This window comes from Kribbella deserti, assembly GCF_042434725.1.
Taxonomy (GTDB): Bacteria; Actinomycetota; Actinomycetes; order Propionibacteriales; family Kribbellaceae; genus Kribbella; species Kribbella deserti.
Genome location: NZ_JBHLTC010000039.1, coordinates 17,247 through 42,943, shown reverse-complemented (window position 1 = coordinate 42,943; position 25,697 = coordinate 17,247). Strand labels below are relative to the sequence as shown.

Annotated in this window: 22 protein-coding genes; 13 read left to right on the top strand and 9 right to left on the bottom strand. The window is 68.2% G+C overall.

Annotated elements, in window-relative coordinates; genetic code table 11:
- Nucleotides 1-6 precede the first annotated feature (6 nt).
- Complete coding sequence (locus tag ACFFGN_RS30090; RefSeq protein ID WP_380054494.1) at nt 7-660, top strand: phosphotransferase; 654 nt, start codon at nt 7-9, stop codon at nt 658-660.
- Nucleotides 661-684: 24 nt separating this feature from the next.
- On the opposite strand, the gene ACFFGN_RS30085 is transcribed toward ACFFGN_RS30090, so the two are convergent.
- The 4 genes from ACFFGN_RS30085 to ACFFGN_RS30070 form a co-directional block, all read right to left on the bottom strand.
- The gene (locus tag ACFFGN_RS30085) at nt 685-2,466 is read right to left on the bottom strand and encodes a LamG-like jellyroll fold domain-containing protein (RefSeq protein WP_380054491.1); all 1,782 of its coding nucleotides are present in this window, start codon (nt 2,464-2,466) and stop codon (nt 685-687) included.
- Nucleotides 2,467-2,556: 90 nt separating this feature from the next.
- Nucleotides 2,557-3,006: an NUDIX hydrolase gene (locus tag ACFFGN_RS30080; RefSeq protein ID WP_380054488.1), complete on the bottom strand. Its 450-nt coding sequence runs from the start codon at nt 3,004-3,006 to the stop codon at nt 2,557-2,559.
- 98 nt (nt 3,007-3,104) lie between these two features.
- Entirely contained in the window at nt 3,105-3,368 is a 264-nt protein-coding gene (locus tag ACFFGN_RS30075) for an antitoxin (protein ID WP_380054485.1), read from the bottom strand.
- Between the two features lie 103 nt (nt 3,369-3,471).
- Entirely contained in the window at nt 3,472-3,633 is a 162-nt protein-coding gene (locus ACFFGN_RS30070) for a hypothetical protein (RefSeq protein WP_380054482.1), read from the bottom strand.
- Nucleotides 3,634-3,810: 177 nt separating this feature from the next.
- Here ACFFGN_RS30070 and miaA point away from each other — a divergent pair, with 177 nt between their 5' ends.
- From miaA to ggt, 4 genes are all read left to right on the top strand, one after another.
- Nucleotides 3,811-4,779, top strand: coding sequence for a tRNA (adenosine(37)-N6)-dimethylallyltransferase MiaA (miaA, locus tag ACFFGN_RS30065; protein ID WP_380054480.1), 969 nt, complete (start codon nt 3,811-3,813; stop codon nt 4,777-4,779).
- Nucleotides 4,766-5,272: a SigE family RNA polymerase sigma factor gene (locus tag ACFFGN_RS30060; protein ID WP_380054477.1), complete on the top strand. Its 507-nt coding sequence runs from the start codon at nt 4,766-4,768 to the stop codon at nt 5,270-5,272. Before miaA ends, ACFFGN_RS30060 begins: the two co-directional genes overlap by 14 nt.
- Nucleotides 5,273-5,971, top strand: coding sequence for a hypothetical protein (locus ACFFGN_RS30055; RefSeq protein WP_380054474.1), 699 nt, complete (start codon nt 5,273-5,275; stop codon nt 5,969-5,971).
- Between the two features lie 68 nt (nt 5,972-6,039).
- Nucleotides 6,040-7,881 (top strand): gamma-glutamyltransferase, encoded by a 1,842-nt coding sequence (gene ggt / locus ACFFGN_RS30050; RefSeq protein ID WP_380054472.1) that lies wholly within the window; start codon nt 6,040-6,042, stop codon nt 7,879-7,881.
- Between the two features lie 31 nt (nt 7,882-7,912).
- Here the strand turns inward: ggt and ACFFGN_RS30045 are convergent, their stop codons facing one another.
- Nucleotides 7,913-8,056 (bottom strand): hypothetical protein, encoded by a 144-nt coding sequence (locus tag ACFFGN_RS30045; protein WP_380054469.1) that lies wholly within the window; start codon nt 8,054-8,056, stop codon nt 7,913-7,915.
- Between the two features lie 391 nt (nt 8,057-8,447).
- Here ACFFGN_RS30045 and dapF point away from each other — a divergent pair, with 391 nt between their 5' ends.
- Together dapF and hflX are read left to right on the top strand one after the other, a co-directional pair.
- On the top strand, nt 8,448-9,293 hold the full coding sequence (dapF, locus tag ACFFGN_RS30040) for a diaminopimelate epimerase (protein ID WP_380054466.1): 846 nt from the start codon (nt 8,448-8,450) through the stop codon (nt 9,291-9,293).
- Nucleotides 9,294-9,739: 446 nt separating this feature from the next.
- A complete protein-coding gene (gene hflX, locus ACFFGN_RS30035; protein ID WP_380054463.1) occupies nt 9,740-11,290 on the top strand; it encodes a GTPase HflX in 1,551 nt (516 codons plus the stop codon).
- An 81-nt stretch (nt 11,291-11,371) separates the two neighbouring features.
- Here hflX and ACFFGN_RS30030 read toward each other — a convergent pair whose 3' ends face one another.
- Nucleotides 11,372-13,762: an immune inhibitor A domain-containing protein gene (locus ACFFGN_RS30030; RefSeq protein WP_380054460.1), complete on the bottom strand. Its 2,391-nt coding sequence runs from the start codon at nt 13,760-13,762 to the stop codon at nt 11,372-11,374.
- A gap of 238 nt (nt 13,763-14,000) precedes the next feature.
- On the opposite strand from ACFFGN_RS30030, the gene macS reads away from it, so the two are divergent.
- Nucleotides 14,001-15,119 carry a MacS family sensor histidine kinase gene (gene macS / locus ACFFGN_RS30025; RefSeq protein ID WP_380054458.1) on the top strand — a complete coding sequence of 373 codons (1,119 nt, stop codon included), beginning with the start codon at nt 14,001-14,003 and terminating at the stop codon, nt 15,117-15,119.
- Nucleotides 15,116-15,778: a response regulator gene (locus ACFFGN_RS30020; protein WP_380054456.1), complete on the top strand. Its 663-nt coding sequence runs from the start codon at nt 15,116-15,118 to the stop codon at nt 15,776-15,778. Before macS ends, ACFFGN_RS30020 begins: the two co-directional genes overlap by 4 nt.
- A gap of 213 nt (nt 15,779-15,991) precedes the next feature.
- Here the strand turns inward: ACFFGN_RS30020 and ACFFGN_RS30015 are convergent, their stop codons facing one another.
- Nucleotides 15,992-17,194: a S8 family peptidase gene (locus ACFFGN_RS30015; protein ID WP_380054454.1), complete on the bottom strand. Its 1,203-nt coding sequence runs from the start codon at nt 17,192-17,194 to the stop codon at nt 15,992-15,994.
- Nucleotides 17,195-17,422: 228 nt separating this feature from the next.
- Here ACFFGN_RS30015 and secD point away from each other — a divergent pair, with 228 nt between their 5' ends.
- From secD to ligD, 3 genes are all read left to right on the top strand, one after another.
- Nucleotides 17,423-19,759, top strand: coding sequence for a protein translocase subunit SecD (gene secD / locus ACFFGN_RS30010; protein WP_380054451.1), 2,337 nt, complete (start codon nt 17,423-17,425; stop codon nt 19,757-19,759).
- 189 nt (nt 19,760-19,948) lie between these two features.
- Complete coding sequence (locus ACFFGN_RS30005; RefSeq protein WP_380055098.1) at nt 19,949-21,862, top strand: ATP-dependent DNA helicase; 1,914 nt, start codon at nt 19,949-19,951, stop codon at nt 21,860-21,862.
- Entirely contained in the window at nt 21,859-22,818 is a 960-nt protein-coding gene (ligD, locus tag ACFFGN_RS30000; RefSeq protein WP_380054448.1) for a non-homologous end-joining DNA ligase, read from the top strand. Before ACFFGN_RS30005 ends, ligD begins: the two co-directional genes overlap by 4 nt.
- Before the next feature lie 601 nt (nt 22,819-23,419).
- On the opposite strand, the gene ACFFGN_RS29995 is transcribed toward ligD, so the two are convergent.
- Both ACFFGN_RS29995 and lexA read right to left on the bottom strand, forming a co-directional pair.
- On the bottom strand, nt 23,420-23,920 hold the full coding sequence (locus ACFFGN_RS29995; RefSeq protein WP_380054445.1) for a glutathione peroxidase: 501 nt from the start codon (nt 23,918-23,920) through the stop codon (nt 23,420-23,422).
- Between the two features lie 48 nt (nt 23,921-23,968).
- Nucleotides 23,969-24,757, bottom strand: coding sequence for a transcriptional repressor LexA (lexA, locus tag ACFFGN_RS29990; protein WP_380054442.1), 789 nt, complete (start codon nt 24,755-24,757; stop codon nt 23,969-23,971).
- A 347-nt stretch (nt 24,758-25,104) separates the two neighbouring features.
- Here lexA and ACFFGN_RS29985 point away from each other — a divergent pair, with 347 nt between their 5' ends.
- A complete protein-coding gene (locus ACFFGN_RS29985) occupies nt 25,105-25,560 on the top strand; it encodes a LysM peptidoglycan-binding domain-containing protein (protein WP_380054438.1) in 456 nt (151 codons plus the stop codon).
- The last annotated feature ends 137 nt before the right edge of the window (nt 25,561-25,697 follow it).

The window sequence follows — 25,697 nt, the reverse complement described above, 5'->3', positions numbered from 1 at the left end:
CAACCCATGCCGGCCGACGCGGAGCCCTTCGCTTCAGGACGGGACGCCGATGTGTACGCCGTCGGCGCCGACCGGGTCCTGCGCCGGTACCGCGCGGGCGGTGACGTCGCGCCCGAGGCCGAGCTGATGCGGTACGCCGCCGCCCATGGCTATCCGGTGCCCGAGGTGTTCGTTGCCGACGGCCCGGATCTCTTGATGCAACGCCTGGACGGTCCCACCTTGTTACAGGCGGCGCTTTCCGGACGATTGGGCAGCCGGGAGGTGGGCGAACTTCTCGCGGAATTGCAGAACCGCCTGCACGCCCTCCCCGTGCCAAGTGGTCGACCGGGCCTCTCGCTGGTTCATGGCGACTTCCATCCCGAGAACGTGATTCTGACCGGCGCAGGCCCGATGGTGATCGACTGGCGGAACGCGGCGGAACGGTCACCGGGATTCGATATCGCCACCACCGCGATCATCCTGGGCCAGGTTCATTTCGACCCGGCGTATTCGGCTGTCAGCGCGCTGGTCCGGGACTGCCTCACGTCGTACCTCGAGGCTGCCCCGGACCCCACTCCCGAACTTCCGGCGGCCCTCGCCGCCCGGGCCGCCGATCCAGCCGTGGGCCCGGTCGAGCGGGACCGCCTCGAGGCGGTGGAGGCCTTCATCCGCAACCGCTGACGCCTCCCCAAAAAAAAGGTCAGCTCAGGCGGTGAGGAACTCGCGGGGGGAGAGTGGGCGGTCGACCAGGCGGACGTCGCCGATCCAGCCGGCGAAGCCCTGTTCGACCACCCGGTCGTAGTGGTTGGCGCCGAGTAGCCAGTGCTCGCCGGTGGTGCTCAGGCCGTTGGACCGGGTGGCGGGGTTCCGCAGGACGGGGGAGGAGTCGACGTACATCGTGCTGACCCGGCCGTCGTTCACCACCGCCAGGTGGAACCACTCGTTCGCCCGTAGTTCGTGGCTCCAGTTCGTCCAGATGTCGTTGCGATCCGCCGGGAACACCGCCCACTGCGCCTGAAGGCCACCGGAGAAACCGAGGTTCACCACTGGCTCGGCCGGATCGCCGCCGGTCTTACCCGCGTTGGCGCCCGTGCCCATCCGCGAGAGCAGCCCCTGCCAGGCGTGATCCCCGTCCGCCAGCTTCACGAAGGCCTCGATCGTGTAGCCGCCTTCGAAGGCCAACCGGTTCAACGGCGCGTTGTCCGCCGTACGTAGGTAGCCACCGCGCGCGGGCCGCTTCCCACCCCGGAACAACCAGCTGCCGTGTCCCGGCTGGTCCGGGTGGTGCTCACTCGACGCGACCGGCCCGCCGTCGGACGACAGCAGTACGGGCGTGAGGTGGTTGCCCCGCCCGGAGTGGTCGACGACCCGATCCGAGGCGGACCCGTCGAACCTCCAGTAGGCCACCGTGCCCGGCACCACCAGTCGTGCCGCGGGACGAGCGGGACGAGCGGGCACCGGGGCGAAACCGCTGAACCGCTGCTCGAAATCGATCGGCACACTGAAGCGATTCACGTCATCGGTGAGCTCGATCTCGCCTTGTTCCAGGGCGGTTCGGCGTCCCACCGGCTGACCGAGGACCCACGGCGAGATGGTCTCCACGTCGATCACGTTGCGGGCCAGGTCGAAGTGGTACAGCCGGACCATGCCGCCACCGCCGTAGTACCGGTCCTGGTAGTTCGTGATGTGCAGGTGCACGTCATGTCCGGCGGCGTTGCGACGGGTCAGCCGGCCGGAGGGCCAGTAGTGGCCGTTCAGCGTGAGGAAGATCTGGTCGTTGCCGTCGACAAGTTCCGCCCAGATCCGCTTGCCGTGTTCGGAAAGCTCGGCCGGACCGGCGTCGGCGTACACCAGGTCGTGCGTGGTCAGGATGACCGGCAGGCGCGGGTGGTCCGCGATCACCTTGCGGGCCCACGCGAAACCCTGGTCCGACGGACGCCAGTCCATTGCCAGCAGCAACCACTGCCGCCCGCCACCGGTGAACACGTGGAACGAGTTGTACCCACCCGGCGACGAGCCGCCGTACGTCGTCATCCGGCGGAACCGCCGCGGCCCGAAGGTGCGCAGGTACGGCGAATCGCCGCGGCGGTCGTCCGTGCGGGAGTCGATGTCGTGGTTACCGGCCAGCACGCTGTACGGCGCGCGGTGATTGTCGAGCAGGCGGAAGACCGGATCGGCCTGGGCGAACTCCGAGGCCAGCGCGTTCTCCACCACGTCGCCGAGATGCGCGGTGAACACGATGTTCTCGCTACGGCGGTTCTCGATCAGGTACTTCATCGTGGCGACGAGCGGAGCCGAATCACCCCGGTCCTGATCGAACAGGTACTGCGTGTCCGGAATCACCGCCAACGTGAAGCGCGGGTCGTTCACATCCGGAGCCTGGCCCGAAACCGTGGTCCCCGGAGACGCTGAGGCGGTGAGGGCGGGGACTTGGGTGAGGCCGGCGCCGAGCAAGCCGGCCTGCAGCAACGTACGACGGGTGGTCATGAGCGGGTGCCTCCGGGCGATGAGAAGTCCCGCGCACCTTAGTCATTACATGGTGGCCAGTCGCAAGCCTCGGTCCAAACCCCAGGTGAACTAAAACCCGTGGCTGATCACCGGCGGGACCGAGCCGGACCGGAGCAGCGCGAGCACGCGCGCCTCGTGCGGTACGACCGGATCGGGCAGGGCATCGAAGGAGAACCAGCCGAGCTCGGCGGCCTTCTCGTTCTCCACCACCCGTGGTTCGCCGGTCCAGTTGGTCGCGGTGAAGAAGAAGTCGACCCGCTCGTCGATCGGATCTCCGTTCGCGCCGGTCCGGTGCATCGCGGTCACCGGGTGCAGGTCGGCCGGGTCGATCACCACGCCGACCTCTTCGAGCACCTCGCGGGCGGCGGCCTGCTCGACCGGCTCACCCTGCTCGACGTGCCCGGCAGGCACGGCCCAGTAGCCGTCCATGTAGCCGGTGTTGGCACGCAGCAGCATCAGTACCTGGTCGTCGCGGACGAGAATGACATAGGCGGCCGGAATGACCTGGAAGCGATCCACCCGGCCACCCTAATGAACGCGGGCCTAGATGCCTGGAAACGCAGCCGGCGGCCGCGGGACCACCTGATCCCACGGCCGCCGGTACGCGATCGGAGCGATCAGGCCGGCTGACCGGGCTGACCCGGCTGAGCCGGACCGTTGTTGATGTCGTCGTCCTGGCCGTCCAGACCGTCGAGACGGTCCTTGGCGGTGTCGACGCCCTGGTCGATCTTGTCGCCGTACTTGCCGCCGGTCTTCTCGTCGACGAAGTCGCCGGCCTTGTCCAGGCCGTCGCCGACCTTGTCGCCGTGGCCGTCGACAAGGTCAGTGGCCTTGTCCTTCAGACCATCGGCCTTGTCCTTGAACTTGTCGAAGATGCCCATGGCGGGCCTCCGTTCCTTCGGTAGTGAGTCATGTACAGAGAGCTAGCGCTGGCATCCTGCCACCGCGAACGCTCAATGTGTGGGACCCCACCGCGGCGTGGGACTACTCGACGTCGCCGCCGCTGTCCTGACTGCCGCCGCCCGAACCGCCTTCGACGTCGCCACCGCTGTCCTGGCCGCCGGTGCCGCCCTCGACGTCACCGCCGGAGTCGCCGGTGCCACCCTCGCCGGGCTTGGTGGGGTCTTCGTCGAACTCGTTCGTCATTGGTGCCTCCCGATTTGTCCATCACTGGGCTGCCGCGGGACCGCGGCCGCCAGGGTCAGGTGATTCCCCTTGGGTCTATCCAACCCCGGCCCGGGTGCACAAGAGCCGCTTGCCGACATATACGTGGAGTTGACACTCCGCGACCCGATCGCGGCAGGGGACTGTCACACTGGTCCGATGGTGGTACCTCTCGTGGTCGCGGTCGTCGGTCCCACGGCGGCCGGCAAATCCGACCTGGCCGTTGCCCTAGGGCAACGACTCGACGGCGAGGTGATCAACGTCGACGCCATGCAGGTCTACCGCGGTATGGACATCGGCACCGCGAAGATCCCGGTCGCGGAGCGCGGTGGCGTACCGCACCACCTGCTGGACATCATGGAAGTGACCGAGACCGCGACGGTGGCCGAGTTCCAGCAGTTCGCCCGGGCCGCCATCGACGACTGTCTCGACCGGGGCAAGGTGCCGGTGCTCGCGGGCGGCTCCGCGCTGTACGTCCGGGCGATTCTGGACGACTTCGTCTTTCCCGGCACCGACGAGGCCGTGCGGCAGCGGTTGGAGGCCGAGCTCGACGCCGACGGCTCGGGCGCACTGCACCGCCGCCTGGCCGACCTCGACCCGGCCGCGGCCGCGCAGATCCTGCCGAGCAACGGCCGCCGGATCGTGCGCGCGCTGGAGGTCATCGAGATCACCGGCCAGCCGTACGTCGCCACGTTGCCCGAGCACCACTACGTTTATCCCGGCGCGGTGCAACTCGGGCTCGACGTACCGCGGCCCGAGCTCGACGTACGGATCGGTCAGCGGGTGGACCGGATGTTCGAGCAGGGTTTTGTCGCGGAGGTCGAGCGGCTGCTCGGCGAAGGCCTGCGCGAGGGCCGTACGGCCAATCGCGCGCTCGGCTACTCCCAGGTGATCGCGCTGCTGGACGGCGAGATCTCCGAGGCCGAGGCGCGGGAGCGAACCGCCCAGGCCACCCGGCGGTTCGCCCGCCGGCAGGACTCCTGGTTCCGCAAGGACGACCGGATCAGCTGGCTGCGGTACGACGCGCCCGATTTGGTGGCGCAGGCCACGAAAGTCCTAGGCAACCCCGAGGGCCCGCGCAGCGTAGTCGAGACGACGGGTTCGGGGACCACCGATGCGACCTGGTGATCGCGAGGCCGAATTCCGCGAGTACCTGCTCGCGGACCGGACCAGGCTGATGCGTACGGCGATGTTGCTCACCGCGGGCGACGTCTACACCGCAGAGGATCTGGTCCAGACCGCCTGTACCAAGGTGTATGTGCACTGGCACCGGATTCGCCACGAGGGCGCCGGGCCGTATGCGCATCGCACCCTGGTCAACGCCTTCCTGGACGACCGCCGCCGCGCGGTGCGCCGGCCGGAGGTGATGACCGCCGAGGAGTTCGAACCGAGACCAGCAGGGGAGATCGATCATGCCGACACGCTCGCGGTCCGGCGTGCCCTGCTGGAGCTGGCGCCCCGGCAACGGGCGGTACTGGTATTGCGCTATTTCCAGGATCTCGACGTCGCCAGCTGCGCGCGGATCCTGGACTGTACGGAGGGAACCGTGAAGAGCCAGACGGCGAAGGCGCTGAAACGCCTGCGTGAAGTGATGACCGATCCTGCGACGGGAGGTGCCTGAGTGGACGAGGTCAAGAAGCTGCTCGAGCAGTTCGCGGACCAGGCGGTCGCGGCTGCTCCGCCCGTGGACGTCGACGCCGACGTGGCCCGCGGCCGCCGCGCGCTGCGCCGGATCAAGACCCGGCGGCGGGCGACCGGCGTACTGTGCCTGGCCGCCGCGAGCGCCGTCGCGCTGATGGTGAACGAGAGCGTGGGTGGCTGGGATCGAGGCGACGCGGGGGTCGCCGCCGACGCGCAGTCTGGTCAGGCCACACCCGGCGCGAGTACGTCGGACGCGCCGAACCGGGCCATGAGCACCGAGAGCGCTACGACTATGTTCGGCGCGGCCGGGGTCGACCTGGTGACGAACAAGCAGGCCTGGCCCGGCTTGGGCTGTGACCTGGTCCCAGCCGGCTGGACGGTCGAACAACCCGCCAACGCGGAGCGAGTCGTCCTGGCGCCTTCAAGCGAGCGGACCAGCAGCAGCTCGAGTACGGCGACCAAGCTCGTGCTGTCGGTTTCGGACCAGGCCGAGTCCCTGAAGGGGGTTCGGGTCGTCCAAACCGGCGGTAGGACCTTCCACCTCGGCACCTACCCGAACGGGCGCCAGATCGGTCAGGTCCTGCAAGGGGATCGCTGGGTTGTCGCCCAGGTTCCTGTCGGCGGCGGCTGGTCGGACGACGTACTGCAGCGGCTGTTGGCGTCGTGTAAGCCTGGTTAGGACTGGATATCCGGCTCGGGAACGGGTAGGCAGGGTGCTGTCCCGTCCCCGATGTCGTGGAGGATCCGGTGCGAATCCGTCGACCCGCCCTGTTGACCGTCACCGCCACCCTGAGCGCGGGCGCGCTCGTGGTGGCTGGTCTGAGCCCGGGAGCCGCCGCAGTTGGCGGACCGCCGCAACCCGCCCCTAAAAACCCGACCGCGATCGGCTTCGGTGGAGCCGTCAGCTCGGTCGACCCGGACGCTACGGCTGTCGGTCTGTCCGTGCTGCGCAAGGGTGGAAACGCGGTTGACGCCGCTGTGGCGACTGCCGCGGCTCTAGGCGTCACCGAGCCGTACTCGGCCGGTATCGGTGGTGGCGGATATTTCGTCTACTACGACGCCAAGACTCGCAAGGTGCACACGCTCGACGGTCGCGAGACGGCCCCGGCCGCGATGCCGTCGAACGCGTTCATCAACCCGGCCACCGGCCAGCCGTACAAGTTCTTCCCAGACCTAGTGACGTCAGGAGTCTCCGTAGGCGTCCCAGGCACTCCGGCGACCTGGGACTCGGCCCTTCGGCGTTGGGGCACTCTCTCGCTCGGTAGGGCTCTTGCGCCGGCGGCGAAACTCGCACAGGACGGGTTCGTGGTGGACCAGACGTTCCGCAACCAGACTCTCGACAACAAGGCCCGGTTCGCCGCCGTAGTTCCGACGGCCCAGTTGTTCCTGCCGAACGGTGATGCGCCCGTTGTGGGCTCCACCTTCCGCAATAAGGACTTGGCCAAGACGTACCGACTTCTCGGCGCCAAGGGCCTGTCGGCGTTCTACTCCGGCCCGTTGGCCCAGGAGATGCAGAACGTCGTTCAGAACCCGCCGAAGACTCCTGGCACGACGTTGCCGGTGATGCCGGGTCACCTGACTACGGCCGACCTTGCGGCGTACAAGCTCTTGAAGCAGGAGCCGACGAAGATGTCGTACCGGGGCCTGGACGTCTACGGGATGGCCCCGTCCTCTTCTGGCGGTACAACCGTCGGTGAGGCCTTGAACATCCTTGCCACGAAGAACCTCGGCAAGATGACGCAGACGCAGGCGTTGCACCACTACCTGGAGGCGTCGGCTCTGGCGTTCGCGGACCGCGCGGCGTACGTCGGTGACCCTGCCTTCTCGAACGTGCCGACCAAGGAACTGCTGTCCAAGGGCTTCGGCGCCGAACGAGCCTGCCTGATCGACCCGGCCAAGGCGGCGACCAAGCCGGTCAAGGCCGGATCGCCTGACGGCTCGTACACGCCTTGCGCCGCCGGCACCATCGCCGACAAGCGCCCGGACGTGGAAGGCCTCTCGACGACTCACCTGACCACGGCGGACCGCTGGGGCAACGTGGTGGCCTACACGCTTACCATCGAGCAGACCGGCGGTTCGGGTATCACCGTGCCGGGCCGGGGCTTCCTGCTGAACAATGAGCTGACCGACTTCACCGCCGTCTACGACCCGGCCGACCCGAACCGGATCCAGCCGTTGAAGCGGCCGCGAAGCTCGATGTCCCCGACGATCGTGCTCAAGGACGGCAAGCCGTATCTCGCGCTGGGCTCGCCGGGTGGTTCGACCATCATCACCACGGTGCTGCAGACCCTCGTCAACCGGGTCGACCTCGGCATGACCCTGCCGGACGCGCTCGCCGCGCCGCGCGCCTCGCAGCGCAACACCGCGAACGTGACGGCCGAACCCGACTTCATCAAGCAGTACGACGCGGGGCTGAAGCCGCTCGGGCACAACCTCGTCCTGGCCGGCGACGCGTTGACCTCGGCGGCGGAGATCGGCGCCGCGACGGCGATCGAGTTCCTGCCGCACGGCGGATTCCTCGCGGCGGCCGAACCGAAACGCCGTGGCGGTGGCGCCGCGGGCACCGTCTGGCAGCTCTGGCCGAACTGACCTCTGCCCGTTGTTTTGAGCCCGGGCCCTGTCAGCGCGGGTTCTTGAAGCGGCGCGGACCGGTCGGTAGGGCCGGCGCTTGCTCGCTGGGGGCGGCCTCCTCGTCGGGGGCCGCCAGCCAGCCGTCGTACTCGCTCGCGAGCTCTTCCAGCCGGACCCGCGCCGTACCGCTCACCGGCGGGGTGACGATGACCGTCCACGGGTGGTCCTCGTCGTCGTCCTCGCCGTGAAAGCGATCGCGCCGGACCTGCGGAGATACCGTCGGACCGCAGGCGGCGTTCGGTCTCGTCGGCGTCGTCGCGCTCGAAGAAATACGCGACCAGTTCCTCCTTCATGCCCCAAACGGTACGAGATGCAACCGATCTCCCCACCGACCGGTATTCCAAGGTTTACGTGCACCGAGGCACGGTCAGGCGCTCGGACGGGCCGGTTGGTCATGCCGATCGCATCCTCGTCAACGCCTTCATCGACGAACGCAAACGGCTGTGGCGCCTTCACCGGGTCGTGCCACTACTGACGTCGCTCCTCGTGATTCGGCTGTCGGACGGCGCCCGTAGGATCGGCCTATGGGCGCCGACACCTTTCCCTGGCTCAAGGGCCACGGGACGGAGAACGACTTCATCCTGCTTCCCGATCCCGACGGCTTCGTCCACGGTGATCTGGACGACGACCTGGTGCGGTTCCTCTGCGACCGCCACGCGGGCATCGGCGCCGACGGCGTTCTGCGGGTGATCGAAGGCGCCAAGCAGTCGTACGTCGAGGACGGCGGCGACTGGTTCATGGACTACCGCAACGCCGACGGCTCGATCGGCGAGATGTGCGGCAACGGCATTCGCGTCTTCGCGCGTTACCTCGCCGAAGCCGGTCTGGTCGGCTCGAAGCCGGTACGCGTTGGTACTCGCGCCGGCGTGAAGGAGATCGTCTACAACGACGACCAGACCATCACCGCCGACATGGGCGAACCGCTCATTCCCGGTACCGAGGGCATCGTTGTCACCGCCAACGGCCACGACTGGCCCGCCGTACACGTCGACATGGGCAATCCGCACGCGGTCGCCTTCGTCGACGACCTCGCGGATCCGGGCCCGTTCGCGGAGGCGCCGCGCTGGACGCCGGCCGAGGCCTATCCGAACGGCGTGAACATCGAGTTCGTCACCCGCCAAGGCCCGAACGAGGTCTCCATGCGAGTCCACGAACGAGGCGTCGGCGAAACCCGCTCCTGCGGCACGGGAACCTGCGCCGTCGCCGTGGCCGCCACCCTCCAGGCGGGCCAGTCCGCCCCCACCACCTATCGCGTCAACGTGCCCGGCGGCGCCGTAACCGTCTCCTGGCGCTCCGACAACCACCTCACGCTCACCGGTCCTGCCGTCATCCACGCCCGAGGCACCTTCTCCCGCACCTGGCTCCCCTGACACCCTCGCGGTCGGCTCCACCGGACCACTGAGAAGGCCGCCAGGACCCGCCACGCGGGTCCTGGCAACGCAAGCGGGGTCCTGGCGGGGGTGCCGGGGTTCCTGGCAGGGGAAGTGGGGTCCTAGCAGGGGTAACGGTGTCTGAGCAGGGGTTATTACCCATGCTCGGACACGGTTTGGGATGCTCGGCTCCCGCGAGGTGTCCCAGTGCGGTCGCTCAGCGTGCCATCGGCCCGTGCGACAGCTCGGTGCGCCCTCCTGCCCCGCCTCGCCCGCCTCGCCTCGGCGCGGTGGGGGAATGGGGGAGGGGTACTGGGTGTTGGAAGAAGGGCTTGCTCTGGCGCGGTCTGTTCCGCTTTCGCGGAGGCGGTGGGAGGGTGGGCTGCTGGGCGGTAGCCCGGAATTGGGTCGCTCGTATGGTCGGCCCGTGCCACGATGGAAGGTATATGACGACGCAACCGAACTCTTATGACACCGACCTGGACCTGGATGACACCGGGGCCGAGGTGGATGTGGACCTCGACGACGAGCTCGACGAGGACGACGACGCGGGCCGGATCGACGGCGTGGACGGCTTCGGCGGTGGCAGTGGCCCCGGCCGGGATGAGCGGGACGCCCCCGGTATCGAGGGCCTGGAGCTCGAGGAGCGGCAGGCACTTCGGCGTGTGGTGGGTATGTCCACCGAACTCGCCGACATCAGCGAGGTCGAGTACCGCAAGCTGCTGCTCGAGCGCGTGGTGCTCGTCGGCGTCTGGACCGAAGGGTCGATGGAGGACGCGGAGAACTCGCTCGCCGAGCTCAAGTTGCTGGCCGAGACGGCTGGTTCCGAGGTGCTCGACGGTGTGATCCAGCGCCGCAAGAAGCCGGACCCCGCGACCTTCATCGGTAGTGGCAAGGTGGCCGACCTGCGCAACCTGGTCGCCTCCCTCGGCGCTGACACGGTCATCGCCGACGGTGAGCTGGCGCCCGCGCAGCTGAGGAACCTCGAGGACAAGCTCAAGGTCAAGGTCGTCGACCGGACCGCGCTGATCCTGGACATCTTCGCGCAGCACGCGAAGAGCAAGGAAGGCAAGGCCCAGGTCGAACTGGCCCAGCTGCAGTACATGAAGCAGCGCCTGCGTGGTTGGGGTGGCAACCTGTCCCGCCAGGCCGGTGGACGCGTTGGCGCGGCCGGCGGCGGTATCGGTGGCCGTGGTCCCGGTGAGACCAAGATCGAGACCGATCGGCGCCGGATCAACACCAAGATCGCCAAGCTGCGCAAGGAACTCTCCGCGCTCAAGGGCACCCGGACGACGATGCGGCAGGAACGACGCCGCAACTCGATCCCGTCGGTGGCCATCGCGGGGTACACCAACGCCGGCAAGTCGAGCCTGCTGAACAGCATCACCGGTGCCGGGGTGCTGGTCGAGGACGCGCTGTTCGCGACCCTGGACCCGACCACCCGCCGTACGACGACCGCGGACGGGCGGGTCTACACGTTCACCGACACCGTCGGGTTCGTCCGGCACCTGCCGCACGACATCGTCGAGGCCTTCCGCTCCACGCTGGAGGAGGTCGCGGACGCGGATCTGCTGCTGCACGTGGTGGACGGCTCGCACCCGGACCCGATGGCCCAGATCGCCGCCGTACGAGAGGTGCTCGCCGAGATCGGCGCCGCCGACGTCCGGGAGATCGTGGTGATCAACAAGGCCGACGCCGCCGACCTGATGGCGCTGGCCCCGTTGCAGCACCGCGAGCGCAACAGCATCCTGGTGTCGGCCCGGACGGGCGAGGGCATCGAGGAGCTGAAGCGGCTGGTCGAGGCGAACCTGCCCCGGCCGGACGTCACGGTCGAGGCGCTGGTGCCGTACGAGCGCGGCGACCTGGTCTCGCGGGTGCACTCCGAGGGCACGGTCGACCAGCTCGAGCACACCGGCGAGGGCACGCTGATCCACGCCCGGGTACACGCGGACCTGGCCGGCGAGCTCGCGCCCTTCGAGGTCACCGCAACGCACTGATCCACCGCGACGCGCTGATCCACCGCACGTAAGGAACGGCCCCGGGAAGCTCTTTCCCGGGGCCGTTGCTGCGTTCAGACGTCAGTTACGCGACGAGACGCGCACCTTCATCGTGGTGCCGTTGCGCTCGAGCACCTTGATGTTGACGCCGTTGTTCGGGATCTTCACACCCGCCATCGGTTGCTCCGGGAACCAGTACTGCCGGCTGTCGTTGAACGTCGGCACCGCCGCCTGGCCGCGGATGTAGCTCGGCTGCCCGTTGAAGTGCAGCGTGAACGAGTCCGCCTTCTCCAGGCCGAACGGAGCGTCGTACCCGCCGACGCGCGGGCGCCACAGCGTGCCGTCGATCCGGTTGATCGGCACCGGGTGCGAGTCGATCGGCAGGACCAGGCCCTCGCCCGGGTGTTCGTTGGTGTTGTTGTCCTCCTGCGAGGTGTCCCAGTACCAGAGCAGCAGCCCGTCCTGGTACGGGAAGTGCTCGACCCAGTCCGGCCTGCTGTTCGCGAAGCCGAAGTTGTACGGGCCGGTCTTCAGGTACTTGTCGTACGACACGTAGTTGATGTGCGACGCCAGGTAGAAGTTGTCGTACAGCAACGTCCGGGTCGAGCCGACCGAGCTGAAGCCGTTCAGGGTCCAGCCCTCCGGCGAGGTCTCGGCGCCCGAGGTGAACACCGGGCCGGCGCTACCGGTCACCGTGATCGCGTCGGCGAAGAAGCCCTTGCCGCCGGCCGCCGGGTCCGTCGCGTACCGGAACCGCAGGCCGATCGTCTTACCCGCGAAGGCCGACAGATCGAAGGTGGCCGGCACCCAGCCCGCCGACGTACCGTCGATGCCGTGGCCTTCGGTGGCCTTGGTGATGTTGCCGGCGATGGGCTTGTAGCCGGAGCCCGAGTCCACCTCGACGTACGCGTAGTCACACGGGTCCGGGCCGCAGTCCTCGATGTCCCAGTTCGCCTGGAACGTCAGGGACGCCGCGCCCGCGGGCAACGTGACCTGCCGCGACATCGTGTGGGTGAAGGAGTTGCCGGAGCCGCTCCACCACGTCTTGGCACCGGCGTACGGCGTGACGAGCTGTTCCGTCACCGGCTTGTCCGGCAGTACGACGACCAGCCCCTGGGCCTTCTTCGTGTTGTATTCGTGCGGGCCCAGCTCCAGCGTGCGGTTCTGGCCTGCCAGCACGATCTCGTAGTCCAGCCAGCCCAGCTGCAGCTTGTCCCACGCGCCGAGGTCGGCCGCGCGTTCGCCCAGACCACCGTCGGACGGGGCACGGACCCGGCTCTGAGCCATCAAGGTCCACCAGTTGACGTGGTTCTCGATTGCCGGGCCGGAGGTGTCGTAGTGGTCCGGCAGGCCGAGGTCGTGCCCGTACTCGTGCGCGAAAACGCTGAGGCCGCCGTTCTCCGGCTGGATCGTGTAGTCGCCGACCCACAGCCCGGTGTCACCGGCCTGGGTTCCACCGAGCGGGTTGCCGGTCGGACCGCCGCCGCCGATCGGGGTGGTCTGCACGTACCAGCGGTGGGACCAGATCGCGTCCTCACCCTGCCACGGATCGCCGTCGGCCTGGTCGCCACCGGCGTGCACGATCTGGAAGTGGTCGATGTAACCGTCGGGCTCGTTGAAGTTTCCGTTGCCGTTGTGGTCGTAGCGGTCCCACTGGTCGAAGGTCTTCAGCTCGGCGGTGATCTGCGCCGTCGTCCGGCCCGCGGCCTTCTGGTCGGCGACCCACTGGTTGACCGCGTCGCGGACCAGGAACCAGGTGTTGTTACAGACGTTGGCCGCGCAGGGGAACCCGTTCGACCGGCCGTAGCGGGCCTCGTTGTACGGCACCTTCACCCAGTCGGTGACCTTGCCGTCGACCGTGTACCGGCCGGAGGACTGCCGCTCGTAGTACGTCTTGACCGACTCGACGCCGGCGCCGACGCCGAAGTACAGCTTGTCGAAGTGCGCGCGGTTGTAGTCGGCCTGCCAGACGGTCGAGTTGTCCACCGTCCGGTCGGGCGCCGGAATCGCGTTGTGCAGCGGTCCCTCGAACGTCGCCGGACCCGGGATCGCCGGCGCGATGTCCACGTCGGGATAGCTCGGGTGCCGCTGGTTGCCGAATTCGGCCAGTACGACGAAGATGCGGTCGGACTTCTCCCGCTGCAGCTCGACGTACTGGTCGACCAGGCCGGCCCGGTTCTTCACGCCCTTGGCGTTCTTGCCGCCGGCCTTCACGCCGACCTTCATCACGGTGCTGCCGTTGCGGCGCTCGGCTTTACCCTTGCCGTTGAGCAGGTCGGTCAGGGCCCGCTCCCGCAATTCCCGCCGCTTGTCCTCGAGCGGACTGGGCAGTTCGTCCGGCCCGGCCTTCTGGGCCGCCGCGCCCGCCGGTCCGCTGTCCTGCGGTGGAGCCGCGGCGCCGGTGGTCCCGACGCCCATGCCCACCGTAGTGGCCAATGCCAGGCTGAAGAGCCCGGCCGCTGCTTTACGCACAGTGCCTCCCCTGCTCGTAGAGGTCACGATCCATGTGACGGTCCGTGACGCTGCTATCCCCCGAGCGTGGTGCTATTTCCCGGCACAGTACGGCGAAAAACAGCCCTGTTGAAGATCTCCGGCCCAACCTGTCCACCGTTGTCCGCAGGAAAGTTCCGCTGCCGGAGGGGAGGATTTGCGGTCCGACCCAGGTATTCCTACGCAGGTGGCGGCCATCGTCCTGCGGCAGACTGACGCCATGACCTCCACGGACCTGGTGAGACCGCTCTGGCGCGCACTGGTGGTCTTCCGGGTCATCACCTGGTTCTTTGCCTGTCTGGGCGTCTACACCCGCTGGGATGGCCTTTACCGGCCTACGGGCGCGATCGCCCTGCTGGCGGTGATGGCGGCTTGGACCGTGGTGGTCTCGATCGGCTACAGCCGCAGCTGGGGCCGCCGCAACACCCGGTTCGCCGTACTGGACCTGGTGGTGACCATCGCCTGTATGGCCGGGACTTTGCTGGCGCAACCGTTGTCGCACATTCAGAACGGCGCATCCGTTCTCACCTCGGTCTGGGTGGCAGGGCCAGTCGTCGCGCTGGCGATCGCCCGCGGCCGGGATGGCGGCCTGCTCGGCGCTACGGGGATCTGCCTGGCTCTGGTGCTACTGGTCGGGCCGGATCAGTGGGTCCGGGTGCTCAACGCCGTACAGCTCCTGCTGGTTGCGGGACTTGTTGTCGGGTACGCCGCTACAACCACCCGGCGCGCGAGTATCCGGTTGACTGAGGCCATCGCGGCCGAGGCCGCCGCGGCCGAGCGGATCCGCCTGAGCCGGTCGATCCACGACGGCGTACTGCAGGTGCTCGCGCAGGTTCAGCGGCGCGGCAAGGCCATGGGCGGCGAAGGTGCCGAGCTGGCCGGCCTGGCGGCCGAGCAGGAAGTTGCCCTGCGTACCTTGATGACCGGGCGGCCGACCGTGAGCAGCCAGGGCACGGTCGACCTCTGCGCGCTTTTGTTGCCGCTGGCCACAACCTCCGTCGACGTGGTGGTACCGGCCGGGCAGGTCCTGGTGGACGCGCACACCGCGAGCGAGCTGGTTGCCGTGGTCAACGAAGCCCTCGGCAACGTACGAGAACACGCGGGCCCTGCCGCGCGGGCCTGGATCGTGGTGGAGGATCTGCCCGGCGAGGTGATGCTGTCGATCCGCGACAACGGCCGCGGTACGACGTCCGAGCGGTTCGCGCAGGCCGCCGCCGAAGGCCGTCTCGGCGTGAGTCAGTCCATTTGCGGGCGGATCGCGGATCTCGGTGGCACCGCCGAGGTCCGGACCGCGCCCGGCGAAGGAACCGAGTGGGAGATGAAGGTGGGCAAGGCATGACCCGGGTGATGATCGTGGACGACCATCCGATGTGGCGCGAAGGTGTCGCGCGGGATCTGGGCAGTCGCGGCTACGAGGTGTGCGCGACCGCCGCCGACTCGCCGAGCGCGGTCCGGATCGCGCTGGCCACCCGGCCCGACGTGGTGGTGATGGACCTCCAGCTCGGTACCGGTTCGGGCGTGGACGCCACCCGGGAGATCACCGCGGCGCTGCCGGACACCCGCGTACTCGTACTGTCGGCCAGCGCCGAGCAGGCGGATGTGCTCGCGGCGGTGAAGAACGGCGCCTCGGGCTATCTGGTCAAGTCGGCATCGCTGGACGAGTTCGACGACGCCGTACGGCGAACGGCCGAGGGCGACGCCGTGTTCAGCGCGGGCCTGGCCGGACTGCTGCTGGGGGAGTACCACCGGCTCGAGGCCGAACCGAAGGCGCCGCAGCTGACCGAACGGGAGACCGAGGTACTACGGCTGGTGGCGCGCGGCCTGACCGCGAAGCAGATCGCCGCGCGCCTGGTGCTGTCCCATCGCACGGTGGAGAACCACGTCCAGAACACGCTGCGCAAACTCCAGTTGCACAACCGGGCTGAGCTGGTGCGCTACGCCATCGAGCACGGCCTGGACGAGGTCACCCGGGAAGAAGGGGCCGGCGGCAACAACTGACGCCAGAACGGCCGGGGCTGAGGTGATGGCTGGGGGCGGGCAGACGGGCGCCGTTGGCCGGCGCGGGTTTGTCGCTCGAGCGGTGGTTCCTGGTGCTTGTGCACAACGGATCCTCACCTGTCGACGGAAATCCGGCGGGCCTGTACGCCGGGAGGGCGGTCCCGGCGTACAGGCCTTGGTGTCTGAAGAGACACCTGCTAACGGCCTGGCGGACTAGAGGCCGTTAGAGAACAGCAGGCGGTTCACAGTGCCGCCGGTACCGCCGTTGGTCACCTTGTTCGGGGTGGCAGCGGACTCGATGTAGCTCTTGACGGTCGCCGGAGTGGCGCTGGGGCTGGTCTGCAGGTAGAGCGCGGCTACGCCGGCTACGTGCGGCGTCGCCATCGACGTACCGCTCTTGGTGCCAGTGCCGCCACCAGGCAGGGTGGAGACGATCGAGTCGCCCGGCGCGTAGATGTCAACACAGGCGCCCGTGCTCGAGGAAGAGGCCCGGGCGTCCGTGCGGGTCGAGGACGCCGTGACGAGCGCGGTCTCGATCTTGCGCGGCAGGCGGTCGCAGGAGTTCGCACCGGTGTTACCGGCCGAGGCGGCCAGGAAGACGCCGGAGCTGATCATCCTGCGCAGTGACGCCTCCAGCGTCGAGTTGGCGCTGTAGTTCCACGAGGCGTTCGCGACGGCCGGCTTGATGGCGTTGGCCGTCACCCAGTCGACGGCCGCGATCGCCGCCGCGGCGGTGCCACCGCCGCTGCAGTTCAACCACTTGACCCCGTGCAGGCGAACGTTCTTCGCGACGCCGTAGGACGCCGAGCCGATCGTGCCCGCCACGTGGGTGCCATGGCTGTTGCAGTCGGTGTTGTTGCTGTCGATGCCGTTGAAGTCGAACGACGCGCGGCCACCGAACTGCGGGTGGTTCGGGTCGATACCGGAGTCGATGATGTACGCGTGCACCCCGGTACCGGTGCGGGTGTAGGTGTACGACGCCGACAGCGGCAGGTTGCGCTGGTCGATCCGGTCGATACCCCACGACGGCGGGTTGACCTGGGTGGCGTCGACGACCTTCTCCATGTAGACGTTCTCGGAGATGGCCACGACGTCCGGGTTGCGCTGCAGCGCGGCGAGCTGGCCCGGGGTCAGGTTCGCGGCGAAGCCGGTGACGGCCGAGGTGTACTCGTGCTGCGGCTTGATGCCGAGCGCGGCCTTCATCGACGGCATCCGGGCGCCTTCGCGCAGCTGCACGATGTAGCTGCCCTTGATGGCGGCGACACCCTTCTCGGCGGCTGCGGGCTGAACGAGGATGATGCGGCCGGAACCCGGGTCGGAGACCGGGCCGGCGGCAGCGGTGCCGGCGGTGAGGGCGGTGAGAGCGACTGCCGGGGCGATGGCAGTGGCCAGGGTCAGGCGGATACGGCGGTGCATGTTCCTCCTCAGGGAACGGTCGCCTGTCGGGCGGACAGGCGATCACACTCAGTCCTCGCGTGATCACGCGGTGAGCTGGCAGGAAAGTTAGGCCTCGCGCGCCTGACGCGTCAATGACTTCTGGTGCCGCTGGCACCACCCGGCCTTATCGTCGCGATCGAACGGGTTGTGGCGGCGGCCCGGGCGCCTCGTACACTGTGCGTTCCCGTACCGGCTGCCCGCCTGCCGATGGGTGACCCACCGTCGACATCCGGGAGGATGTTAGTGAACCGCGCGTCTTTGTTCCGGGCTTTGTTCGCACTGATCGTGCTCGGAGCCTCGGCTTTCGTCATGACGACGAAAGAGCCCCAACTCGGCCTCGACCTGCGGGGAGGCGCCCAGATCGTCCTGGAGACCCAAGACTCCCCGACGGTCAAGGCGAACGCCGAGAACACCGCCAAGGCGGTCAACGTGATCAGTCGGCGGGTCGACGCGCTCGGTATCGCCGAGTCCACCGTGACCCAGCAGGGTGAGCGCCGGATCATCGTCGAGCTGCCCGGTGTGGAGGACCCGCGCGAGGCCGCGAAGCTGATCGGCCAGCAGGCCCAGCTGACGTTCCACGAGGTGCTGGACATCGTGCCGGCCAAGCCGGCCAAACCCGCTCCGGGCGATATCTACCTGCCCAGCGACGACGGCCAGGGCGTACTGAAGCTGGCCAAGCCCGCGATGACCGGTGAGAAGGTCTCCAGCGCGAGCGGCCTGATCGATCAGAACAACCTCGGCGCCGGCTGGTTCGTGGAGATGAACTTCAAGGACGACGGCGGCAAGATCTGGGCGAAGATCACCGGCAAGGCGGCCTGTGAGCCGGTCGGCGCGCCGAAGCGCCAGGTCGCGATCGTGCTGGACAACTCCGTCATCACCGCGCCGCAGGTCGATCCCCAGGGCGGGACCCAGCTCTGCAACATCGGTCTCGGCGGCGGCCGCAGCACCATCACCGGCTCGTTCACCGAGGCCCAGGCCAAGGACCTGGCCGCCCTGATCCAGGGCGGCGCGCTGCCGATGCCGGTCGAGGAGATGTCGTCCAGCACGGTCGGTCCGTCGCTGGGTAAGGACGCGATCCAGGCCAGCGCATGGGCCGGCATCATCGGCGTCGGCCTGACCGCGCTGTTCATCATCTTCGCCTACCGCCTGGTCGGCATTGCCGCCGTGATCGGGCTGGTCGCCTACGCCGCCATGTCGTACGCCGCCCTGGTCGCGCTCGGCGCCACCTTGACCCTGCCGGGTCTGGCCGGTTTCGTGCTCGCCATCGGTATGGCCGTCGACGCGAACGTGCTGGTGTTCGAAAGAGCCCGGGAGGACTACACCGAGGGCCGGACCGAGGGTCTGCTGCGCTCGCTGCGCAGTGGTTTCTCCAACGCGTTGTCGGCGATCGCCGACTCCAACATCACCACCTTGCTGGCCGCGGGTCTGCTGTTCTTCCTGGCCGCCGGTCCCGTCCGCGGCTTCGGTGTCACGCTGAGCCTCGGTGTGATCGCCTCGCTGCTGTCCGCCCTGGTGGTCAGCCGGGTGGTGTCCGAGTTCCTGATGTCGCTCAAGGCGGTGAAGAAGCGCCCGGCACTCTCCGGTATCGCCGGCCACGGCAAGGTCCGTATCTGGCTCGAGAGCCGTCGGCCCAACCTGATGAGCCACAGCCGTCGCTGGCTGCTCATCACGCTGGCCGCGGTCGTGATCGCGCTGGCCGGTGTCGGTATTCGAGGGCTCAACCTCGGCATCGAGTTCACCGGCGGCCGGATCCTCGAGGTCAGCACCACCCAGACGATCAGCCCGGACCAGGCCCGTGAGGCCGTCGCCAAGGCGGGCTACCCGGCCGCGGTCGTGCAGCGCTCCAACGTGGACGACATCACCGTCCGGGTCAGCGACATCAGCGGTGACGAGATCGAGAAGATCCGGACCGAGATCTCCAAGGTCGCCGGTGGTACCGAACTGATCCGCAACGAGAACATCGGCCCGAGCCTCGGCGACGAACTACGAACCAAGGCCCTCATCGCGCTCGGTGTGGCGCTGCTCGCCCAGTTGCTCTACCTGGCGATCCGCTTCCGCTGGACGTACGGCGCGGGCGCCGTACTGGCCCTCGTGCAGAACGTGGCCGTGGTCATCGGTCTGTTCGCCTGGCTGGGCAAACCGGTCGACGGCATCTTCCTGGCCGCGATGCTGACCATCATCGGTTACACCGTGAACGACACGGTGGTCGTGTTCGACCGGATTCGCGAGACCCGTAGCGCCCGGGCGACGGATTCGCTGCCCGCCGTGGCCGATACCGCGATCATGAACGTGCTGCCCCGGACGATCAACACCGGTATCGCGACGCTGTTCATCCTGTCGGCGTTGCTGTTCCTCGGTGGCGACTCGCTGGCCGACTTCGCCCTCGCGTTGCTGGTCGGCATCGTGGTCGGTACGTACTCCTCCAGCCTGACGGCGACCCCGCTGTTCATCGAACTGGAGAAGCGTTACCCGGCTCCGCCGCCCCGTGTGAAGGTCCAGCAGCGCGACCGCGACCTCGACCCAGATCGAGGCGCCGTCGTCTGAACCGCCGAAGGGCGAGCCCATCCGGGCTCGCCCTTCGTCATTCCAGGCGCTGTCCACAGGGCTGTCGGGGGCTTGGCAGGAACTGTCGGTGATCCGGGCTAGGGTTATCCGGTGGTAGTCGATGTGGGTGAATTGCTGGAGGCCGCGGTCGCGGGCTTGGGGGGTCAGAGCCGCCCCGGACAGGTCGCCATGGCCCAGGCCGTGACGGCTTCGATGGCCGACGGATCGCACCTGCTGGTGCAGGCCGGCACCGGAACGGGTAAGTCGCTCGGCTACCTGGTCCCAGCTTTGCTGCACTCCCTGGAGAACAAGCGCGTTGTCGTCTCGACCGCCACGCTGACGCTGCAGTCCCAGCTGGTCGACCGGGACATGCCCGCGCTGCTCGACGCCACGGAGAAGCTGCTGTCGCGCCGCCCGTCGTATGCGATCCAGAAGGGCCGCAACAACTACGCGTGCCTGCATCGCATCCGCGAGGGCGCTCCCGACGATGACGGCATGCTGATCGACATCCCGCCGGCCGGTCCGATCGGCCAGCAGGTGATCGAACTGCGCGACTGGGCCGAGCAGCAGCTGCTCGACGGCGAGGCGGGCGATCGGGACCACGCGCCCAGCCACCAGTACCAGGCCTGGCAGCAGGTCGCGATCGGCGCGCGGGAGTGCCTCGGCGCGCAGAAGTGCCCGTATGGCCAGGAGTGCTTCGCGGAGAAGGCGAAGGAGGAGGCGCGGAAGTCCGACATCGTCATCACGAACCACGCGCTGCTCTCGATCGACGCCTTCGAGAACCGTACGGTGCTGCCCGAGCACGACGTGGTGGTGATCGACGAGGCGCACGAGCTGCCGGCCCGGGTGACGGGCGCGGCCGGAGCCGAGCTGTCGCCGCAGATGGTCGAGCGGGCCGCGAAGCGATCGAGGCGTTTCGTGGACGACGACAAGGCCGACGACCTCGAGGATGCGTCCGACGCTTTGCGCGCCGCGCTCGACGAGACTCGGGAGGGCCGGATCGAGGCGGCCAACGGCGTGGTCCTGGAGGCCGCCGCGCTGGTCCGGGATGCCGCCCGCGCGCTCTACACGGATCTGGGCAAGAAGAACGACGACAAGGACGACGATCCCGACGGCGCCAAACGGCAGAGCCGCGGCGCGGTCAAGGAGATCTTCGACGTCGCCGAGCGGGTGGCTGCGCTGAGTTCGCACGACGTGGTCTGGCTGGTCGACCGGGATCGCTTCGGCCGGGAGTTGCGGATCGCCCCGCTGACGGTGGCCGGCCTGCTGCGCGAACTGCTGCTGAACGATCGAACCGTCGTTCTCACCTCGGCCACGCTCACCCTCGGCGGCGACTTCGACACCATCGCCCGCCAGGTCGGCCTGCGCCCGGCGGACCGGATCGAGACCGACGACGACATGCCCGAGATCGAGGACGATTCCCCGACCGGGCCGCTGCCGTGGCGAGGGCTCGACGTCGGTTCCCCCTTCGCGTACGAGAAGCAGGGCATTCTCTACATCGCGAAGCACTTGCCGCCACCACATCGTGACGGCCTTGGCACGAAGCAGTTCACCGAGATCATCGACCTGATCACGGCCGCCGGTGGGCGCACGCTCGGGTTGTTCTCCTCGCGCCGGGCCGCCGAGGCCGCGACGGCCGCCGTCCGCGAGGCGACGGACCTGACGGTGCTGTGCCAGGGTGACGCGCAGCTGGGGGAGTTGTCCCGCGAGTTCGTTTCCGACCCCGAGGTCTCCCTGTTCGGTACGTTGTCGCTCTGGCAGGGCATCGACGTACCAGGGTCCACCTGCAATCTCGTCATCATCGACCGGGTCCCGTTCCCGCGGCCGGACGAGCCGCTGATGGCCGCGCGGCAGCGAGCCGTCGACGAAGCCGGTGGCAACGGCTTCATGGCGGTCGCCGCCACCCACGCCGCGCTGCTGCTCGCCCAAGGCGCCGGCCGCCTCATCCGGCGTACGACGGATCGTGGCGTGGTGGCGATCCTGGACCCCCGCATCGTCACCGCGAGATACGGCAGCTTCCTGCGGGCCTCGCTGCCGCCGATGTGGCCCACCGCCGACCGGGAGAAGGTCCTCGGCGCGTTGAAGAGGCTGCAGGACACATGACGCCCGGGCCCTCCGCGAATCCGCCGCTGCTGCCGATGATGGCAGTGCCCGGCGTGCTGCCCGAGGGGCCCGGCTGGTCGTACGAGATGAAGTGGGACGGCGTCCGTGTGATCGCCGACGTGGACGCCGACGGCTGCCGCCTGTGGTCCCGCAACGGCCGCGACATCACCGGCGGGTATCCCGAACTAGCCGGCCTCAGCGGTCAGCGATTGCTGCTCGACGGCGAGATCGTCACCCTGGACGAAACCGGCGCGCCGTCATTCGGCTTGCTGCAAAGGCGAATGCACGTGCGCGATCCGCGCCAGCTCGTGCACCTCATCACCGAGGTGCCGGTCTCCGTGCGCCTGTTCGACGTACTCGCGGTGGACGGCCGCTCGTTGCTAGAGGCAACGTACGACGACCGGCGCGGCCTGCTGGAATCACTGGACCTGGACGACCCGTTCTGGGAGCTGCCACCCACCTGGACCGACGGCCCGCAGGCCCTTGCCGTCTCGGGCGATACCGGCCTCGAAGGCGTGGTCGCGAAACGCCGCGCGTCGAGGTATCTGGCCGGCAAGCGCAGTTCCGACTGGGTGAAGGTCAAACACATCCTGACGCGAGACGTCATCCTCTGCGGCTGGCATCCCGGCGAAGGCAATCGCTCGGGCAGCATCGGATCCCTTTATTGCGGGTCGTACGACGAGTCCGGCGATCTCGTTCTGATCGGCAAGGTGGGTTCCGGCCTCGACTTCACCACCCTCCAGGTCCTCCTGGCCGAACTGGCCGACCTCGAGATCGCCAAACCACCCTTCACCGCCTCCACCATCCCCCCAGCCGACCGCCGCCGCGCCCATTGGCTCGACCCGATCCTCGTCGCCGAAGTCGCCTACTCCGGCTGGGGCGCCGACGGCCGTCTCCGCCACCCCGTCTGGCGAGGACTCCGCCTCGACATAGATCCCGCCTCCGTGACCCACTAACCGCGACGATGCCCTGGGCGGAGTTGGCGCAATGGGCTAAGTGGGTGGATTGCGGGAGTCCCAGGTGAGTTGGGGGCATGGTTCGACCACTATCCGCAGGACCAGTGATCGAGGAACTTGCAGACCGTTGGCTTCTCGGCCACCTGCGCTGCATCGGTTGCCCGCATACACCTGCCTGGCTGTCTCGCCGGTTGAGGCGCGGGGGATGTTTCATGGCGCTCGGGCTCGCAGGGACCGCTGAGTGACCGGTGAGTTCCGACAGGCGGGCCCGCTCAGTGACCTTGGTGGCGCCACCGAGGTTGAGGTTGTCGTTGTCGACGCAGGGCATCGGCTCTTGATCGCATCAGCTCGTCGATACTGAATACGCGCGTCGAGGCGTGCCGGGCAGATCGCCCGGCGACCGCCTGGGGTGGCGGAGGGGGACCGCCGGAAGGACTGAACGCCTGCGGGAACGGCAAGGCGACCTGGGTGGGTTGGGGGGCGGCCCGGGGTCGTGGCCGTGGGAGGCCGGGATTAGGACGCGGTGGACAAGGGACGCGTCGAGCAAGAGTCCGCAGGCGGGTGGGTGGTGCGGACTGCGGTACTGCCGGCGACCGAGGTATTAGTCGCGGGGCGCGGGTTGGATGGCTAGGGCGGCGGTGATTTTGTCGGTGAGCTTCTCCGGGGTGTTGGAGGGCGCGTAGCGTCCGATCACGTTGCCGTCGCGGCCGATCAGGAACTTGGTGAAGTTCCACTTGATCCGGCCGCCCAGCAGCCCACCCTGCTCACGCTTGAGCCAGTTGTACAGCGGGTGGGCCCGGGAGCCGTTAACGTCGATTTTGGCGAACATGGGGAAGGTGACGTGATAGATCGTCGAGCAGAAGTTCGCGATCTCGTTCTCGTCACCTGGTTCCTCATGCGCGAACTGGTCGCAAGGGAATCCGAGCACCGTGAAGCCCTGCTTGCGGTACGTCTTGTACAGCTTCTGCAGCCCCGCGTACTGAGGGGTGTAGGTGCACTGCGACGCAGTGTTCACGATCAGTATGACCTGGTCGCGATACTCGTCGAGGGACTGTTCGGTACCTTCGATGCGGGTGGCGCTGAAGTCATAAACGGTCGGCATGATTTTATCGTGACAGAACTCCCGGGGTTCTGCTCGGCGTCTGAGATGTCAGACACGCCGCAGAACCGTTACGACCTTTCCGAGGATTGTCGCGTCGGTGCCGTCGATCGGCTCGAACGCCGGGTTGTGTGGTAGCAGCCAGACCTCGTTCTTCGTCTTCTTGAAGGTCTTGACCGTCGCCTCGCCGTCGATCATCGCCGCGACGATGTCACCGTTGTTGGCGGTCGGCTGCTGGCGCACCACGACCCAGTCGCCGTCGCAGATCGCGGCCTCGATCATCGATTCACCCTTGACCCGCAGCATGAACAGCGTGCCCTCACCGACCATTGCCCTCGGCAACGGGAATACCTCTTCGATGTGCTGCTCGGCCAGGATCGGGCCACCGGCGGCGATCCGGCCGACCACCGGCACATACGCAGCGGCCGGGTGCGCGTCGCCGGCGTCGGTCTCGTCGTACGCCGTTTGGCGGATTGAGGCGACCGAACCGCGACGGGCCGCGTCCGCCACTTCGTTCGGATAACGGACCTCGATGGCGCGTGGGCGGTTCGGATCGCGGCGTAGCAGGCCCTTCTGCTCGAGCACGCGGAGCTGGTGCGATACCGACGAGGAACTGGTCAGTCCCACCTTCTCGCCGATCTCTCGCATCGAGGGCGGGTAGCCGCGGCTGTCGACCGATTCGCGGATGACGTCAAGCACCCGGCGCTGCCGCGGTGTCAGCCCGGTCGCGTCGGCGGGGCCGTCCGGCAGTTCGGTCACGGTCTGGTCGTCCGCACCCTTCGCACCGGCACGACCGCCCTTGCGCGAACCGCTGCTCGAACCGCTCGGCGTCCTGGCCATCCGTGGCCCCTCCTCGGATCGGGCCGGCGGTAAATCGCCACCGGCCATGATTTGTCGACAGTCAAAACGTAGACCGAATCCTGAGATTCTTCAAACATCTGTTCGAAGGCGTGTCGCTTCGTCCATCTGTTCGACTGTCGGGGTATAGATCCGGGTTTCGGGTTTGTTGTAGCCGGCGTGTCTCACCTCGGGGTGGTTGCGTCCGGGGTGGGATTCGGTTAATCATTCGTACACACGTTCGATCGAACAGGTGTTCGGGCCGGTCGAACGAGGTGCAGCCGGCAAAAACTGTCGGTGGCACCCGATAGACAGGGATCAACACCGCAGAACGAGGTCTGGAGGATCCGATGAGCGCACTCGCGCTGGTTACGCAGACGCCGGAGGTCGACGGCGCCCGGCAGGCTCGCCGTCGCCGCGCGATCGACGGGTCCACCACCGAGCGGATGCCCGCCCGGGCGTGCGCCGGGGCCGAGGTCGGCCCACAGCCGACGGCCGAACCGGCCGCGCTGCAACTGACCCGCCGGGGCCGAGTCGTGCTGACGATGGTGTCGGTGCTGATCTTCGGCGCGGCCGTGCTAGTGCTCGGTTTGCGCGTCGCCGGGGTCTGGACGGGCGTTCCGGAGATGAGCGGTATGGTCCCGGTGCAGGTTGGCGCCGGTCAGTCCCTCTGGTCGATCGCGCAGCAGACCAACCCGGGCGAAGACCCGCGCATGGTCGTCGAGCAGATCGCCGAACTCAACGGCATCATGACCGTCACCGACGTGGTCCCGGGTGAAACCCTGCAAGTCCCCCTGTTCCGCTAGTCGCCGCCGAGCCCGAGCCGCGTCGGGCCAGCCGAGCTGACGCTGAGCCGCGCCGACCAGACGCTGAGCCGCGCCGTGCCGCGCCGGCGTTGAGTTGTGTCGCGTTGATGGGTGGTTGGGTCGGGTGTGGCATGTAG

Bases quoted from the DNA above. Each gene is read 5' to 3' on its own strand.
- ACFFGN_RS30085 (WP_380054491.1), bottom strand. From the start codon at position 2,466: ATGACCACCCGTCGTACGTTGCTGCAGGCCGGCTTGCTCGGCGCCGGC.
- miaA (WP_380054480.1), top strand. From the start codon at position 3,811: ATGGTGGTACCTCTCGTGGTCGCGGTCGTCGGTCCCACGGCGGCCGGC.
- dapF (WP_380054466.1), top strand. From the start codon at position 8,448: ATGGGCGCCGACACCTTTCCCTGGCTCAAGGGCCACGGGACGGAGAAC.
- lexA (WP_380054442.1), bottom strand. From the start codon at position 24,757: ATGGCCAGGACGCCGAGCGGTTCGAGCAGCGGTTCGCGCAAGGGCGGT.
- secD (WP_380054451.1), top strand. From the start codon at position 17,423: ATGGGTGACCCACCGTCGACATCCGGGAGGATGTTAGTGAACCGCGCG.
- ACFFGN_RS30070 (WP_380054482.1), bottom strand. From the start codon at position 3,633: ATGACGAACGAGTTCGACGAAGACCCCACCAAGCCCGGCGAGGGTGGC.
- ACFFGN_RS30015 (WP_380054454.1), bottom strand. From the start codon at position 17,194: ATGCACCGCCGTATCCGCCTGACCCTGGCCACTGCCATCGCCCCGGCA.
- ACFFGN_RS30090 (WP_380054494.1), top strand. From the start codon at position 7: ATGCCGGCCGACGCGGAGCCCTTCGCTTCAGGACGGGACGCCGATGTG.
- ACFFGN_RS29985 (WP_380054438.1), top strand. From the start codon at position 25,105: ATGAGCGCACTCGCGCTGGTTACGCAGACGCCGGAGGTCGACGGCGCC.
- ACFFGN_RS30075 (WP_380054485.1), bottom strand. From the start codon at position 3,368: ATGGGCATCTTCGACAAGTTCAAGGACAAGGCCGATGGTCTGAAGGAC.
- ACFFGN_RS29995 (WP_380054445.1), bottom strand. From the start codon at position 23,920: ATGCCGACCGTTTATGACTTCAGCGCCACCCGCATCGAAGGTACCGAA.
- ACFFGN_RS30005 (WP_380055098.1), top strand. From the start codon at position 19,949: ATGGCCCAGGCCGTGACGGCTTCGATGGCCGACGGATCGCACCTGCTG.
- ACFFGN_RS30060 (WP_380054477.1), top strand. From the start codon at position 4,766: ATGCGACCTGGTGATCGCGAGGCCGAATTCCGCGAGTACCTGCTCGCG.
- hflX (WP_380054463.1), top strand. From the start codon at position 9,740: ATGACGACGCAACCGAACTCTTATGACACCGACCTGGACCTGGATGAC.
- macS (WP_380054458.1), top strand. From the start codon at position 14,001: ATGACCTCCACGGACCTGGTGAGACCGCTCTGGCGCGCACTGGTGGTC.
- ligD (WP_380054448.1), top strand. From the start codon at position 21,859: ATGACGCCCGGGCCCTCCGCGAATCCGCCGCTGCTGCCGATGATGGCA.
- ACFFGN_RS30020 (WP_380054456.1), top strand. From the start codon at position 15,116: ATGACCCGGGTGATGATCGTGGACGACCATCCGATGTGGCGCGAAGGT.